Raw genomic sequence first — 14,717 nt, 5'->3', positions numbered from 1 at the left:
TGGTTAACACCTTGTCCGCATCGTCATACGCTTAGGCAGACGATGCGGGTGTTAGGCTAATTGAATGTGTTTGGCATCAAGGTTCTTGGTAACCAGAGAGAGATTTCTGGGAACATGATCACCAGTAACAAAATCAATAGCATAGGCAAAAGGATAATCACCACTTGTTTCAAAACACTGATGACGTTCATCCCCCCAATGGAGGCGGAGATCAGTAGACAGAGCCCATAGGGGGGCGTCACCAGTCCGAATGCCAGCGAAATAATGCCTATCATGGCAAACACCACAGGGGATATGTCCGCTTGAATGGCCACCGGCAATAGCACAGTACCTAAAATGATAATGGTCGGAATCGCATCGATAAAGAGACCAAAAAACAAGAATAAGAAGGCAATGATCAAGGCCGTTCCAAAGCTGCTTAATTCCATGTCGGTGATCAAGCTGATGATCAGGCGCGGCACATTGTAGTAGGCCAATAGCCAACCAAAGACAGACGCAGTACCAATGGCAAAGAGCGAGATGGACGCGAAGCGGCCGGTATCGTATAAAATTGTCCCCACTTCACGAGGCGTCACCGTGCGGTAAACCACCATGCCTAGAAACAAGGAATAGCCCGCTGCAATAATGGCACTTTCTGTCGGAGTCACTATGCCCGCCACGATACCAACGATTACAAATACTGGCGTCAGCATGGCAAGCGCAGCACCTTTAAAGGCTTTAAACGTCGAAGACCAAGTTGGTTTCAGAGCAATCGGGTAATCGTACACTTTGGCAAAACCATAAACGGTGGCCATCAGGGCGCAACCAATCATGATGCCAGGGACAGCACCGGCCAGAAACAACGCGCCGACCGAGACTTGCATAACGCCGCCCCACACAATCATCAAGATACTGGGCGGAATAATAACCCCCATAACGGATGAACAGGCGGTAATGGCAATGGCAAAGCGTCGGTCATAGCCTTCTTTGATCATCGCAGGGATCAAGATTTTCCCGCAACCGGCGGCATCGGCCGTCGAGGAGCCAGAAATGCCGGCAAACAACATTGAAACGGCGACGTTGACGTGACCCAAACCACCGGGCATCCAGCCTGTGAGTACTCTGGCGAGGTCAATGAGCTTGTCTGTGATTTTTCCCGAGTTCATTAAGTTGGCGGCCAACAAGAAGAAGGGCACCGCCAGCAAAATAAAGGAATTGTACGACTGAAACATTCGGTCGATGATGATAAAAGGGGTTAAGCGAATTTCCAGTGCAATAACAGGGATGGTGGCAAGGCCCAGCGCAAAGGCAACGGGCACGCGGACGACCACCAAGAGAATAAAGCCGCCCACTAAGAGTGCGCATGCGAGTCCAGTAGTAAGAATCATGAAGCAATCCTTTTAGAAGTGGCACGATAGTGCTCAAAGGCTTCGTACATACGGTAAAGGGAGAAAATACCCCATAAAATACCAGCAAGAGGAATAGTGATGTGTGTGACCAGTAAGTTGGCGTTCATCATGACGGAGTGTTGGATATAGCCAAACTTCGCATAATCGACGCCGTACCAAGCGAATAAAATTCCGAAGAGGCCGACGAGCAGATAAACAATGGCCTGTTGAATAAACAGAATAAGCGGGTTGCTACTATCTGGAATGACTTGGACATCGAAATGCATATTGTCCCAGACGGCGATCACAGAGCCGATCATCACGACCCAGACAAAAATAAAGGTGGCTAGCTCTTCGGTCCATAAATAGACAGGGATAATGCCGGTGTAGCGAGCGACAACTTGCATCACGACAGGAATAACTAAGACGCCTACCAGTATGCCTAGTAGTACCCGCAGAATGTTACACAGCGATTCCAAAATGCGTTTAATCATAAAAAATCTTCCAAGATAGAATGCGTGAATGAAAATACACTCTCCGTGAACGAGGTCGCGCACGGAGAGGGCAATGGCTTTTCAACGCAAGGTATTATTTGTTACGGATGGCCGTTAGCAAATCCGTCGCGTTAAGGCTTGCGGCATACTTATCTTGAACAGGTTTGACCATTTCGAGTAATTTTTCACGATTGGCAAATTCAGACACCTTGATTTGGCCTGCGTCTGCCATTTGTTTCAACTTGATCGCATCTTCACGAGACTCAAGCTCACGCCCAAAAGCACCGGCTTCTTTGCCTGCTTTCATGATGGCCGCTTGAAGGTCTTTGGGTAATTTGCGGTAGCTTTTACCACTGAATACGATAGGGCGAACGGTAATAGAGTGGGCAGTTTTTGTTAGGTAAGGCGCCACTTCATAGAACTTTAAGTTCTGAATACTGGCGGCTTCGTTTTCAAGACCGTCTACCACACCAGTTTGAATGGCGTTGTACACTTCGTTGTAGGCAATCGCAGAAGGCGCTGCACCAATCGCATTAAAGACTTGAGCTTGAATCGGTGCGCCCATTACGCGCATTTTGTGGCCTGCCAACTCATCCATATTGGCGATTTTTTCACTGGAGATTAAGTTACGTGTACCGCCGCCTGCGTAACCCACAATGACAATGTCGGCTTTCTCAGACAGTTCTTTTTCCAGCGGTTCTAGCACATTGCTCGACAGCACGGCATTCCAATGGTCTAGATCACGGAAAAGAAACGGCATGTCCATAAGGGGGATAGAAGGCGCAAAGCGTGCCATGTTGGATGGGGCTAAAATGGTGTAATCAATTGCCACGCCTTGATTCAAGAAGGTGACATAATCTTTTTCCACGCCCAGCTCGCCATTCAGGCGTAAATCAAAGGTCACATCGCCGTTGTAATACTGGGTGACGAGTTCATCAAATTTCATCAAGGTTTTTGTGAATGCGTGCTGTTCATCGAACATGCTGGCGCCACGCAGAGTAGTGTCTGCACTTGCTGGTGTCGCTAATGCAGCGAAGGCGGCACCAATCAATGTAACTTTTGCGATTTGCTTTAGGTGTCTACGGAGTGTCATCATTTTTTTTATCCTTATTATATGATCTGATCCAGAAAATTCTATTTGTTATACAATAGTACTTAATGGGGTGAAGTCACTATATTTAAAAAAATCCACCTTGTCTATGCGTATTTTTTGCTCATTTTTTTCATTTCTTTGAGCTGTCTGGTTTTGCTCTAATCATGAAGCATGGATCGGTGAGCGTTTAATAAATAATCAGCTTGCTACTCTATAAAGTAGTTCGTTGGGGCGGATTATGAAAAAGAATGAGTGCAGATAATGACTTACAGGATGGATTTGATGGCAATGGGAAGCTATCCCGCTCAGGGAGCATGTAATATTATGATGAAAACACAGACGCTACTCGAATGAGAAAACGCTCGAATTTAAAGAGAATAGAATTATGTCAAAGTACGATCAGCTTAGTGCCCATTACCAAACCATTCATCATTTTAACCACGCACAAGCGATGCTCGGTTGGGACGCCGCCGCTAACATGCCCGCTGGTGGCAATGACGCGCGCTCAAACGCCATGGCGGAACTGTCTGTCCATGTTCATCGATTATCTACCCAGCCACAATTGGAAGACTGGTTTGGTCAGGCCGAGCAAGAAGCATTAACCGGCGAACAGCAAGCCAGCCTTAGAGAAATGAAGCGCCAATGGCAGCAAGCGACGGTCGTTCCTGAAGCTTTAGTGCAAGCACAATCCATGGCGGGTTCTAAATGCGAGCACGCTTGGCGCACTCAACGACAAGAGAACGATTGGGCAGGCTTTGAAAAAAACTGGAAAGAAGTCGTTGCCTTGTCCCGCGAAGAAGCGCAAATACGAGGCGACGCTCTTGGTGTTACCCCTTACGACGCCATGCTCGATAAGTTTGAACCAGGCACCAGTAGCGCCTCATTGGATGTGTTGTTTTCAGAAGTGAAACTCTGGCTTCCCGAGTTGATTGAAAAAGCCTTAGCCAAACAGCGTTCTGAATCCATCATCATGCCAACGGGTCGCTATTCAAGTGCCACGCAAAAAGCCCTCGGCCTAGAAGTCATGAAACTGCTGAAATTTGACTTTGCGCGCGGTCGCTTAGACGAAAGCGTGCACCCATTTTGTGGTGGCGTGCCATCGGATGTGCGCATTACCACGCGTTATGATGAAGAAGATTTCGTGCAAGCGCTAATGGGCATAGTGCACGAAACTGGCCATGCGCGGTACGAACAAGGCTTGCCAAACGCCTTTGCTGGCTTGCCTGTGGGCGAGGCCCGTTCCATGGGCATTCATGAATCCCAATCCTTGTTCTTTGAAATGCAAATAGGGCGCAGCAAAGCCTTCGTTTCACACTTGTCACGACTGTCAGCGGATGCCTTTAATGCGCATCAAGACCCAGTGTTTGCCGAAGAGAACCTACAGAAAATCTACACCCGAGTAGAGAAAGGCTTCATTCGAGTGGACGCCGACGAACTCACTTACCCAGCTCATGTCATCCTACGTTACGAGATCGAGCGAGACCTGATCAACGGCGTCATCGAACACACAGACGTGCCCGCATTGTGGGATGAAAAAATGAAAGCATCCCTTGGTCTCTCCACCAAAGACAACGACAAAAACGGCTGCATGCAAGACATCCACTGGACCGACGGTGCCTTCGGTTACTTCCCAAGTTACACCCTTGGCGCCATGTACGCCGCCCAATACAAAGCCACCATGACCAAAACGGTTGATATAGAGATGGCTATTCAAAGCGGCGATCTAAGCCCTATCTTCCAATGGCTCAGCGACAACATCTGGACACAAGCCTCACTCCACACCACCGACGAACTCGTCAAACGCGCAACGGGTGAAACCCTAAATGCAACGCATCTTAGAAAGCATTTAGAGGGGCGGTATTTGTAATTTGAGGTCATACTGAGTAGGTGATTAATTATGTTAATGGATTAATTAAATGTAAAAAGGAAAAACTCCATGTATTTAGAAAGTTTAACCATTGAAAACTATCGAAAATTTGGCACTACAGATAATACAATACACTTCGTTAAGCCTGAAATTATCGATGCTAATGCAGAAGAGGGTCAAACGAAGTCAGCAATTGCACCTTCAACTACTTTAATCATAGGCAAAAATAATTCTGGAAAAACTACCGTCGTAAATGCATTGAATATGCTATGTCAGAATAAACAGCCTTCCGCATCAGACTTTAATCTCTCCTATCTAAAATGCTTGTTCAACAAGTACAAACAAGCGTTTGACGCTAATAAAACAGAAAAATTTGAAAGCTTAGAAACACCTACTTTAAAGTTCATTTTGAGATTTAAAGTAGACTTTAGCAATAAAGATTTGATGACTTACCTTTCTCCTTTTATATCAATTAGCGAAAAAAGTAATGGTGAACCAGTTGACGTACGTATTTTAGTTAAGACAGTTCTTGTCGAAGAATCTATGTTTCAAGAAGAGGTTAGTAAAATCTTTACTGATTCAGATGAGGTAGAGCAGTTTGAGATGTTCTACGCTTTACTTTCTAGAGAGACTAGCGATATTCAAGCAGAAGGTAATCTTTATATAACTCATTTCACAGATAAGTATGAGAATTTGGCAGAAAAATTTTCTCTAAAAAAACTGATAAATATTAAAGAAATTAAAGCTAACCGACACCTTAAAAAAGATGTGCTAAGTAATGTTTTTAACAAAATAGTTGATTTTCAATTTGCTAATGACAAAACTTCTAGCTCAAGTTTGACAAAAAGCATCAAAACGATAAATGAGCAAATATCTAGTGATGTAGGTTCTAAAAGTAATGATATTTCTAGTGTATTGAGTGAAATAGAAAAAACCAATCAAGTTGATTTGAAACTGTCAGGTAACGTCACTTACGATGCAATCATGAAAGGATTAATTAAATACAACTTCAGGGATGGAGATGATTATATTCCAGAAGATCAGTTTGGCTTAGGGTATATTAATCTATTAAACATTATTGGTGAAATCATACATTTTGTAGACAGCTATGAAGATAAAAGCCATTTTAGTTGTATTAACTTACTCTTTATTGAAGAGCCTGAAGCCTTTATGCATCCTCAGATGCAAGAATTTTTTATTAAACGTATTGATAATGCCGTAACAAAGGCACTTGAAATTGCAAATAGCTCGTCAGACGATAAAAAAACACTTCAATGCCAGATAGCGATTACCACTCATTCTTCCCATATCGTGAATAGTAAGATTCACAGTAGTAACACCTTCAATAATCTTAATTATTTAACCTCAATCAACAAGCATGTTAAAGCCATAAACCTTACAGATGAAGCTGTTGTTTCTAGTGGAGATGATAAACAAAATGAAAACCTTACTTTTATTAAGAAACATATAAAATACAAAGTTTCAGAGCTGTTTTTCTCTGATGCGATTATCTTTGTTGAAGGTATTACAGAAGAAACTTTACTGAATTACTACTTAGAGAAAGATTCTATTCTTAGTAATTATTATATTTCTGTATTTAACATCAATGGTGCTCACGGGAAATTGTATTTGCCACTGGTAAAAACGCTTAGCATCCCTAGCTTGATTGTGACTGACTTGGATATTAAGCGTAAGAAATGTGAGAAGAACGAAAAGCACAAAGAAAGTGAGTCTTGTAGAATATGTGAACAACAAGGAAAAAACGATGATACTTCATATAAGGCAGGTTCAGACCCACATTATGCTCAAATAACAAACCTTAATGGACGTACAACGACTAATTCAACTCTGGTTGAGTTTAATCGGATACTGACAGGTAAGGATGAAAACGTAGCAAAACAACTTGATAATATAGAGTATTTTGAAGATGAGAGTCTTTATGTTGTTTTCCAGAAAGACTCTATTAAGGAGCAACATGCGACAAGCTTAGAAGAGGCGTTAATCCTAACCAATCATCAAAATGATGTACTTAATGACGTGCTTAAAGAATGTAAGCCTGAAATCTATGACGAGATTTTAACGGAAGGTGGTGAAGCGTCACGAGAAAACTTAATCAACAATTCATATAAACTACAGAAAAAACTCTCAAATAGTAAAAGTGACTTCTCAAATAAACTGTTATTTAGCCTTCTTTCGGCAGAAGATGATGCCGACTTACCTCAATTACCAAACTACCTAAAAGATGGCTTAGGTTGGCTTATTACTAAGCTAAAAAGTAATGATGAACCTTCATTAAGTGACACTATTGCTGACGTAAACACTGAACATACAGTAACAGAAAGTACGGAGGCTACATCTGATGACGAAAAATGAGATTGAAGAACTAGGTATACAGAAAAATATTAACCAGCATATTGATGGTTTCAAAAGCTTTCGTTTTAATGCGGGGGCTGGTGCGGGTAAAACGTATGCGCTGATCGAAACGTTAAAATACGTCACAACTAATAAAATAGCCGCTACAAAAAGTCCACAAAAAGTGGCGTGCATCACCTACACCAATGTTGCAGTAAATGAGATCAAAAACCGATTAGGTAACTCAGACATTGTAGATGTTTCAACGATCCATGAAAGATTATGGGAAATAATCAAAAGAGCTCAGCCAGAACTTTTGATATGCCATAAAGAGAAAATAGAAGAAGTTATTGAGCAAATTGAACAAGATTTACTTTCCTCAGATAAAGCTAAATTTTTTAATGCTCTTGATGATTCTAAGCAACAAGAGTTTATTGAGTTTACTAAGGAAACTAGAGATCTTTTCTATCAATCTAAAAAATTAAGTACACGAGATTTTAATAGTGCTTATACAAATAATACCGATATTCATAAACCTGATTTTCTCCTTCAATGTTTAAAAAATGTAAAAAACTTCCAGTATGTCGTTGGTCTATTCTATAAAAAACAAAAGCTTGAAGAGTGTTTAGTAAGCATTGAAGTAGGAGAGAATAAAAAAGTTAAGTATGAAAGTAAGGTCAATTCGGACAGACTCCATTACATGAAGTTTAGCCATGATACTCTACTTGAGTATGGATTGAAGCTGGTTCAAAGATATCCTACCCTTTGTCGTATTATTATTGATACTTATCCTTATTTTCTTATTGATGAATATCAAGATACTCATGAGTGCGTGGTTAAATTTGTCAAAATTATTCATGATTACGCGATAGAGAATAAGAAAGCATGGGTGGTAGGTTACTTTGGTGATACGGCTCAATGTATTTACGATAGTGGTGTCGGGCGGCATATCACAAAACTTCATAATGGGCTTGATACTATCAAGAAAAAATTCAATCGGCGTTCACATCAACAAATTATCGATGTTGCTAACAAGATTCGAGATGACGAAATAGAGCAAGTCCCTATCTTTGACAATCGAAATAATGGCTCTGTTGGTTTCTTGTACAATAATGACGCAGCAGATAAGTTAGCGACAGCTAAAGCGTTTCTCTCTGAATATAAAAAAGACCTTATAAAAGATAATGAAGAGTCTGAAGGTGAAAATCATAAAGAAACTAAAATCCACTGCCTAGTATTAACAAATAGGCTCTTGGCAAGCTTTAATGATTTTGATGATGTCTATAAAGTGTTTCAAAAGTCGGATATTTTTTATAATGATCTAAATATCCAAATATTATCCCAAGATCTAGAAAAACTGCATCCGACAGTATTAGCTATTTATCGCGTTATTAAGCTCTACCAAGATATCCGGCAAGGAAAAATATCCTATTACTATATTTTTGGATCATCGAAAAAAAGAAAAGATATAACTTTTGCCAAGGCTTCTTTGGTTATAAGTGAGTTAAAAAATAAAAATTGTGAATCATTTAAAGACTGGATCGATTTAATTTATGACAGACTTGAGAGTAGTAAGGTAAAAGAAGAATTAAGTCATGTATTAATTAATCGAATTAATTATGACAAGGGCAAAGAAATTTCTTCTGGCGTATTTCGAGAAACATTACTAGAAAGCATTAATTATTTAATGAATGGCCGTTCTGAAGATGAAGATAAAGCCAAAGAAAAAATAGACAAAGTATTAGCATTGCCAATTGAATCCTTAATAAATTGGGTTAACTTTATTGACCGTATCGAAAAGGGCGAAATTATTTACCATACTTATCATGGAACTAAGGGTGAAGAATATAAAAATGTTGCCATCATTTTAGAGCATAACTTTGGCAGCAAGAATAAAGATAAATTTAAAAACTATTTCGAGGTTGTGCAAAGCAATGAGGAAGGAAAAGAGCAATTACTTGCTGATTCTGAAGATCAAGAAAAGCACATCAATACGCAAAACTTGCTTTATGTGGTCTGTTCGCGAGCGATAAAAAATCTCAGAGTCTTGTATCTTGATGATATCTCGGAAATAAAAGAAGGTATTGAATCCATTTTTGGTGAAGCTAAAGCTTGGCCAGTATCAGAATCAATGGATGTTGTTTAATCTGTACTGGCTCATTCGCTGCTTTTGGTGTGGATCCTAAAGTTTTAAAACAGTTTACATTACTGCTTTGATCATAGTCCCGATGACTTTACCAAGCACTCGAGTAGATTGTTTAAACTCATCCTTACTCAATGTTTCATCATCATATTGTTCAGAATCACAACACACCTTAATCTGTGTAGCTGCAACATTAGGTTTTAAACGCCTTATAGTAATTTCTGTGCTTGTTTCTACAAGAAATAGCCCTGTTGATAGAGCTGCCTTGCTATCGGCTTTTGACACTAAAATGACTTCGCCAGAACTTATACTAGGCTGCATGGTATTATCTGGCATTTCTAGAGCGAATAGCTGGTTTTGCTCAGTGTGAGGCAAAGGTTTAGGTAAAAAAGCCTTAGGTAGCATCATATGAGCTACTAGCTCATCCAAGACAGGCATACTTAAAACCCAATAAAAACAACAACCAATTAGGACAGGATTAACAAGTGCTAGCCCATCCAAGACAGGCATACTTAAAACCCAATAAAAACAACAACCAATCAAGACAGGATTAACAAGTGCAGTTTGTCGGACTGATTTTCCACTGCGCTACAAACCTTCCGAAAATGCGGGCGTTAAATACCAGGAATACATCTCATGATTGAAGCAAAGTGCCATTGTGGAAATATCACTCTTAGGTTTGAGAAACTACTTGAAACGATAACAAGCTGTAATTGTTCAAATTGTCATAGGATTGGTGCTTTGTGGGCATATTACACAGCCGATCAAGTAGAGATTACGCAGCAAGAACATTCAAAAGTCTACTTATGGGGCAATAAACGACGGTCATATCACGTTTGTCCAAATTGTGGCTGCACCACGCATTACACGCAAAAAAGAGATGATGGTACAAATAGAGTTGCTATCAACACTCGTATGGCAGACCCCGAATTATATAAATCAGTGCGAGTTAAGCACTTTGATGGCGCTGAAAGTTTTAAGTTTATTGATTAGCCTCCTAACTAAGACAGGCGCCTCCTAACCAAGACAGGCATACTTAAAGCCTAATAAAAACAAAGTGTTAGTTCGTATCCTCTAATCTTATTTACGATTAATCTTTGTGCTCTCATCAGGAGCGGCACTCGAGTGTCTAAAGAGAGGCTTACTATTCAATATGGCCTTGAAGAAAGCGGGCATTAAAAACATCAAACAAGTGGGGGCTTGTCGGGTACACTCTCTCTTTTATATATGCGGTAAGAATGCTAATTGGATCAATCATATGGCTCACAATGACACACCTACTTTAAAAAACTGGCTTTCTCTGCTGTTGCTTATTTTGCTGTGGGGGACGTCATTTATGTTTACCGCTGTGTCGTTGGAAAGCTTTAGCCCTTTGGCAATTGTCTCTCTAAGGGTCTTGATTGCAGCGATTGTTCTTACTCTCTTTATGTATGCTAAGGGTTGGCGCTTGCCTACGGAACCCTTGGCTTGGGGGGTATTTTTGTTGCTGGGTCTTGCGGGTAACTTGTTGCCATTCTTTTTGATTTCCACTGGGCAAAAGGATATTAGCTCAGGCATTACCGGGTTGTTGATGGCATTTATGCCGCTGGCGACCATGATTTTGGCACACTATTTTGTCTCAGGGGAAAGTCTCAATCGCTTTAAAATCTTCGGCTTTTTGCTAGGTATTACTGGTGTGGCGATTGTGCTTTGGCCGTCGTTGGTCGGCGCTCACAGTAACTTACTGAGTGGTCTATTGATTTTACTCGCGACGTTTAGTTATGCGATAAATGCCATTTTGGTGAGGCGATTACCCTCTTATAACCCTGTTGTCACCGCGGCTGGCATGACGATTGTTTCGAGCATTGCTGTCGTGCCATTGTGGCTGTGGCAAGATTTACCTTGGCAACAAAGCTATTCTTTAAAAGCTACGTTATCCATGTTGTGGTTAGGTGTTGGGCCAACGGCGTATGGCACCATTATTTTGTTTAGCGTTATCGCTACGGCAGGTCCTACGTTTCTGTCGTACATTAATTACGTGATTCCTGTTGTGGCGTATTTCACAGGCGCGCTTCTTTTGGGTGAAGTCATTGAATGGCACAGCCTAGCGGCGATGTTATTAATCATTTTAGGCATAGCGCTAACACGCAAGCGGGTTGCTGATTAACTAAAGACAGCCTTTATTATCACTGTTGTACTGTTTTTATTCGACGAGTTCGCAAGCAAAAAAAGCAGATACTGACATTCAGTATCTGCTTTTTTAATGACTAAAGCGTCACCGTTTCATTATCACTACTTCTGAGGTGTAATTAAGTATTTCTCACCTGTCGCTTGCTTCGCATAACCCGCTATTGATTGCAGTTGTAATGCTTCTGCTAATGACACTTCATGTGTGTAGTGACTTGCAAAGGTCGTTGTGATTTCTTCTGCAACGCGTTTGCGCATCGCTGCGACTGTTTCTGTGCCCAATTTGCCCAGTGCATTGAATAATAAGAATCCATTTACCGCCCAAGCAAAACCGAAGTTACGATTTAGGGTGATAGGGCCGCGGTCCAGTGCGCCATAAATGTAAACTTGTTTGAACGTATCTGAACCATAAATGGTGTGTTCTTTCATATCGCGTGCAGCGGCGGTTTCCATACAGTTAAGAATGTCGCTGGTTAGCTGGCCGCCACCAATTGGGTCAAACGCTATCGTTGCACCGGTTTCAATAATCGCGGCGGTGAGGTCCGCAAGGAAAGTATCACTGCTTGAGTTAACAACGTATTTGGCGCCCAAATCACGCAGCTGTTTTTCCTGTTCTGGTTTACGGACAATATTAATTAAATCAACGCCATCGGCAATACAAATACGGTTGAGCATTTGACCAAGGTTAGAGGCTGCAGCGGCATGAATAATGGCTTTGTGGCCTTCTGCGCGCATGGTGGCCACCATGGCCTGTGCGGTAAGCGGATTAACAAAAGAGGAGGCGCCTTGTTTGGCGGTCGTACCTTCTTTTAAGGGTAAGCAGCTTTGTACATTGGCACAGTGATATTGACGATAAGTGCCACCACCAATAACGGCGACGGTTTTCCCCATTAATGCTTGTGCGGCAGGCGATGCGCCGGCCGCGACAACGGTGCCAGCCCCTTCATTGCCAACGGGCGTTGCTTTACCGACACGTGTTTTAAGCGATGGCATAAATTGAGCGGGCACATCCGCTGTAATGACCGGGCTTTCTTGAGTGCCTGATTGGGTTGCTGTAGACATGTCTGCTGCGCTGAATAGAACGCCTAAATCAGATGGGTTTAAGGGCGCGGCTTCGATGCGAATCACCACTTCATCATCACCAGGCTGTGGCATGCCGATGTCTTGTAGAGCCAGTGTTAATGTGTTGTCTTCGTTGATGGTTGACGTAAGTTGGATGTTTGTGTCTGTCATTTGAATAATCTCCTAAAAATGATGAATTTTCGACGCTATCAGCTTGTTGTGTGGTTAAGCTTTGTTGATAAATAGTTTGGTCTTGGTGTTTCTCGCTGAGTGTTATTTCGTCTTCGCCGCTTGTATCTGAGCCGTTACCTTTTGGATAAATTCGGGCCAATTTGCTAAGCGATCTGCTTCTACTGTTTGGGCAATGGCAGATTGGCTCATGGATTCGTTCCACGCTTTCATACCAGGAATTTCTGCCAGTAGGTCCCAGTTAAGTTGACTCGCACCAAACTTGCTGACGATGCTGTTAACGTAATAAACGTAGATGTCAGCCATGGTGAATTGCTCACCGGCAATCCAAGGTGAAAACTGACATAAGCGACGTAAGGCAGTCACACCGCGTGTTAATACTTCGCGTACTTCTGCTTTAACCGGTTCTGGCGCTTCAGTGCCTGAGAAGGCATAAAGGATAAATCGTCTGCTAGGCAGCTCAAAATACAGCTCTGCCACTTTCATGATTTGGCGCACAACCGCACGTTCCCCTGCATTTTCAGGGTATAGCGGAATGGCAGGGTAAGTCTCTTCGATAAAGTCACAAATGACGCTCGACTCTGAAAGATACAGGCCTTCGGCCGTGGTGATGACAGGCACTTTTCCCGCTGGGCTGATGGCCAGTAACTCGTCACTACCAGCGTAGAGAAGATTTTCTTGGAACGGCAGCTCTTTGTAGAGCAGCAGGTGTTTGATTAGGTTGTAATAGTTGCTAGCCGCAAAACCGTGCAAAGTAATCATAGGTCAGTGCTCCATCATGAGGGCGCAAGTTGAGCCTCTGTGTTTAACACACCGCGATGAGGGTCAAGGTTGCAGTGCTTACGTTAGGGTCATTATTACTGGTTTTAATCTACTTATATATAGGGGTAAAAACGAATCACTATTGCTTTTAAGGCAATAATAAAGCGAAGATAACCAGCTATTCCTTTGGTGGAGAAGTGAGTGGATCAACTACGTGCAATACGCTATTTCAGCAAAGTCGTCGAAACGGGCAGTTTTACCAAAGCGGCGAAGATGTTTAATGTGCCGCCGTCGTCGTTGTCGAGACGCGTTGCCGATTTAGAAAAGAGTTTGGGGGCGACCTTATTAAAGCGTTCGACCCGAATTGTTAAGCTGACAGAAGTCGGGCAAATTTACTATAACGATGTTCAGCAAATATTAAATCAACTAGAGCAAAGCCACGAGACGGTTCGTAGTTATCAAACTACGCCAATGGGGCGCTTACGGATCAGTTCTATGGTGGGTTTTGGCGACAAAATTTTGCTGCCGCTGCTTGACGAATTTAGCGCCTTGTACCCCGAGATTGTATTGGATGTTAGCTTAAGCGATGAGCTATCGACACTTGGGCGTGACGATGTTGATATTGCGATTCGTGGTGGTTATGCGCCCAATGAACGGGTGTTAGCCATAAAGCTCATGGATAACGGCTTTATTCCTGTCGCGTCACCCGGTTATTTAGACAAATACGGAATGCCTGCGAATGCGATGGAATTAAAGCACCATAGTGGCCTGTATTTTAAAACGCCAACAGGGCCAACGCCTTGGTTGTGCAAAGTAGATGAGCAATGGCATGATGTTTCAGGGCCTGCGGTCGCTATTTCAAATAACGGATCGTGGCTTGCCAAAAAAGCCTGTAAGGGGGAGGGCATTTTAATGTCCACTCGATGGGCGCTCGATGGCTATCTTGAGTCAGGGGCGTTGCAAGAACTCAAGTTTGAGCATGAGTTAGCCATCACTCAAAATGCTAATATGGCGGTTTATTTGCTGTATCAAAAGCAGCGCTATTTAGTACCAAAAGTAAAAGCGGCGGTAGACTTTTTAGTAGAACGAATGCGACAGAGTAGCAAAGACCTAACGATCTGAGACAGGCAAACATAAAACCCAATAAAAACAGCGTTTTAGGTTTTTCGTCTCTTTTCTATGCTTGAATTTATTTGCTCAAGAAAGAGAGGGTTAGCAGGGA

Annotated in this window: 12 protein-coding genes; 6 read left to right on the top strand and 6 right to left on the bottom strand. The window is 42.2% G+C overall.

The window, feature by feature from the left end; translation table 11 throughout:
* Window positions 1-56 precede the first annotated feature (56 nt).
* The 3 genes from ACIGBN_RS04090 to ACIGBN_RS04080 all read right to left on the bottom strand — a co-directional run bounded on the left by ACIGBN_RS04090 (window position 57) and on the right by ACIGBN_RS04080 (window position 2,957).
* Entirely contained in the window at window positions 57-1,367 is a 1,311-nt protein-coding gene (locus tag ACIGBN_RS04090; RefSeq protein ID WP_396663784.1) for a TRAP transporter large permease, read from the bottom strand.
* A complete protein-coding gene (locus ACIGBN_RS04085) occupies window positions 1,364-1,861 on the bottom strand; it encodes a TRAP transporter small permease (RefSeq protein WP_133003152.1) in 498 nt (165 codons plus the stop codon). Before ACIGBN_RS04085 ends, ACIGBN_RS04090 begins: the two co-directional genes overlap by 4 nt.
* 94 nt (window positions 1,862-1,955) lie before the next feature.
* Window positions 1,956-2,957, bottom strand: a complete 1,002-nt coding sequence (locus ACIGBN_RS04080; protein WP_207923363.1) for a TRAP transporter substrate-binding protein — start codon at window positions 2,955-2,957, stop codon at window positions 1,956-1,958.
* A gap of 382 nt (window positions 2,958-3,339) precedes the next feature.
* Between ACIGBN_RS04080 and ACIGBN_RS04075 the strand changes: the two genes are divergently transcribed.
* From ACIGBN_RS04075 to ACIGBN_RS04065, 3 genes are all read left to right on the top strand, one after another.
* Window positions 3,340-4,821, top strand: coding sequence for a carboxypeptidase M32 (locus ACIGBN_RS04075; RefSeq protein ID WP_396663782.1), 1,482 nt, complete (start codon window positions 3,340-3,342; stop codon window positions 4,819-4,821).
* A gap of 69 nt (window positions 4,822-4,890) precedes the next feature.
* Window positions 4,891-7,194, top strand: coding sequence for an AAA family ATPase (locus ACIGBN_RS04070; RefSeq protein ID WP_396663780.1), 2,304 nt, complete (start codon window positions 4,891-4,893; stop codon window positions 7,192-7,194).
* Window positions 7,181-9,319: a UvrD-helicase domain-containing protein gene (locus tag ACIGBN_RS04065; RefSeq protein ID WP_396663778.1), complete on the top strand. Its 2,139-nt coding sequence runs from the start codon at window positions 7,181-7,183 to the stop codon at window positions 9,317-9,319. Before ACIGBN_RS04070 ends, ACIGBN_RS04065 begins: the two co-directional genes overlap by 14 nt.
* 54 nt (window positions 9,320-9,373) lie before the next feature.
* Here ACIGBN_RS04065 and ACIGBN_RS04060 read toward each other — a convergent pair whose 3' ends face one another.
* The gene (locus ACIGBN_RS04060; protein WP_396663776.1) at window positions 9,374-9,826 is read right to left on the bottom strand and encodes a helix-turn-helix transcriptional regulator; all 453 of its coding nucleotides are present in this window, start codon (window positions 9,824-9,826) and stop codon (window positions 9,374-9,376) included.
* Window positions 9,827-9,952: 126 nt separating this feature from the next.
* On the opposite strand from ACIGBN_RS04060, the gene ACIGBN_RS04055 reads away from it, so the two are divergent.
* Window positions 9,953-10,309 carry a GFA family protein gene (locus ACIGBN_RS04055; protein ID WP_133003157.1) on the top strand — a complete coding sequence of 119 codons (357 nt, stop codon included), beginning with the start codon at window positions 9,953-9,955 and terminating at the stop codon, window positions 10,307-10,309.
* 265 nt (window positions 10,310-10,574) lie between these two features.
* On the top strand, window positions 10,575-11,462 hold the full coding sequence (locus ACIGBN_RS04050) for a DMT family transporter (protein ID WP_396663774.1): 888 nt from the start codon (window positions 10,575-10,577) through the stop codon (window positions 11,460-11,462).
* Between the two features lie 125 nt (window positions 11,463-11,587).
* Here ACIGBN_RS04050 and ACIGBN_RS04045 read toward each other — a convergent pair whose 3' ends face one another.
* Both ACIGBN_RS04045 and ACIGBN_RS04040 read right to left on the bottom strand, forming a co-directional pair.
* Window positions 11,588-12,715 (bottom strand): zinc-binding dehydrogenase, encoded by a 1,128-nt coding sequence (locus ACIGBN_RS04045; RefSeq protein WP_341567091.1) that lies wholly within the window; start codon window positions 12,713-12,715, stop codon window positions 11,588-11,590.
* A gap of 102 nt (window positions 12,716-12,817) precedes the next feature.
* Window positions 12,818-13,495, bottom strand: a complete 678-nt coding sequence (locus ACIGBN_RS04040; protein ID WP_133003161.1) for a glutathione S-transferase family protein — start codon at window positions 13,493-13,495, stop codon at window positions 12,818-12,820.
* A 201-nt stretch (window positions 13,496-13,696) separates the two neighbouring features.
* Here ACIGBN_RS04040 and ACIGBN_RS04035 point away from each other — a divergent pair, with 201 nt between their 5' ends.
* Complete coding sequence (locus ACIGBN_RS04035) at window positions 13,697-14,617, top strand: LysR family transcriptional regulator (RefSeq protein ID WP_396663772.1); 921 nt, start codon at window positions 13,697-13,699, stop codon at window positions 14,615-14,617.
* Window positions 14,618-14,717 lie beyond the last annotated feature (100 nt).

Source organism: Marinomonas sp. NPDC078689 (assembly GCF_044542435.1).
GTDB lineage: Bacteria > Pseudomonadota > Gammaproteobacteria > Pseudomonadales > Marinomonadaceae > Marinomonas > Marinomonas arenicola.
Note: the sequence above shows the minus strand (reverse complement) of the source record. Positions and strands in the feature narration are given on the sequence as shown.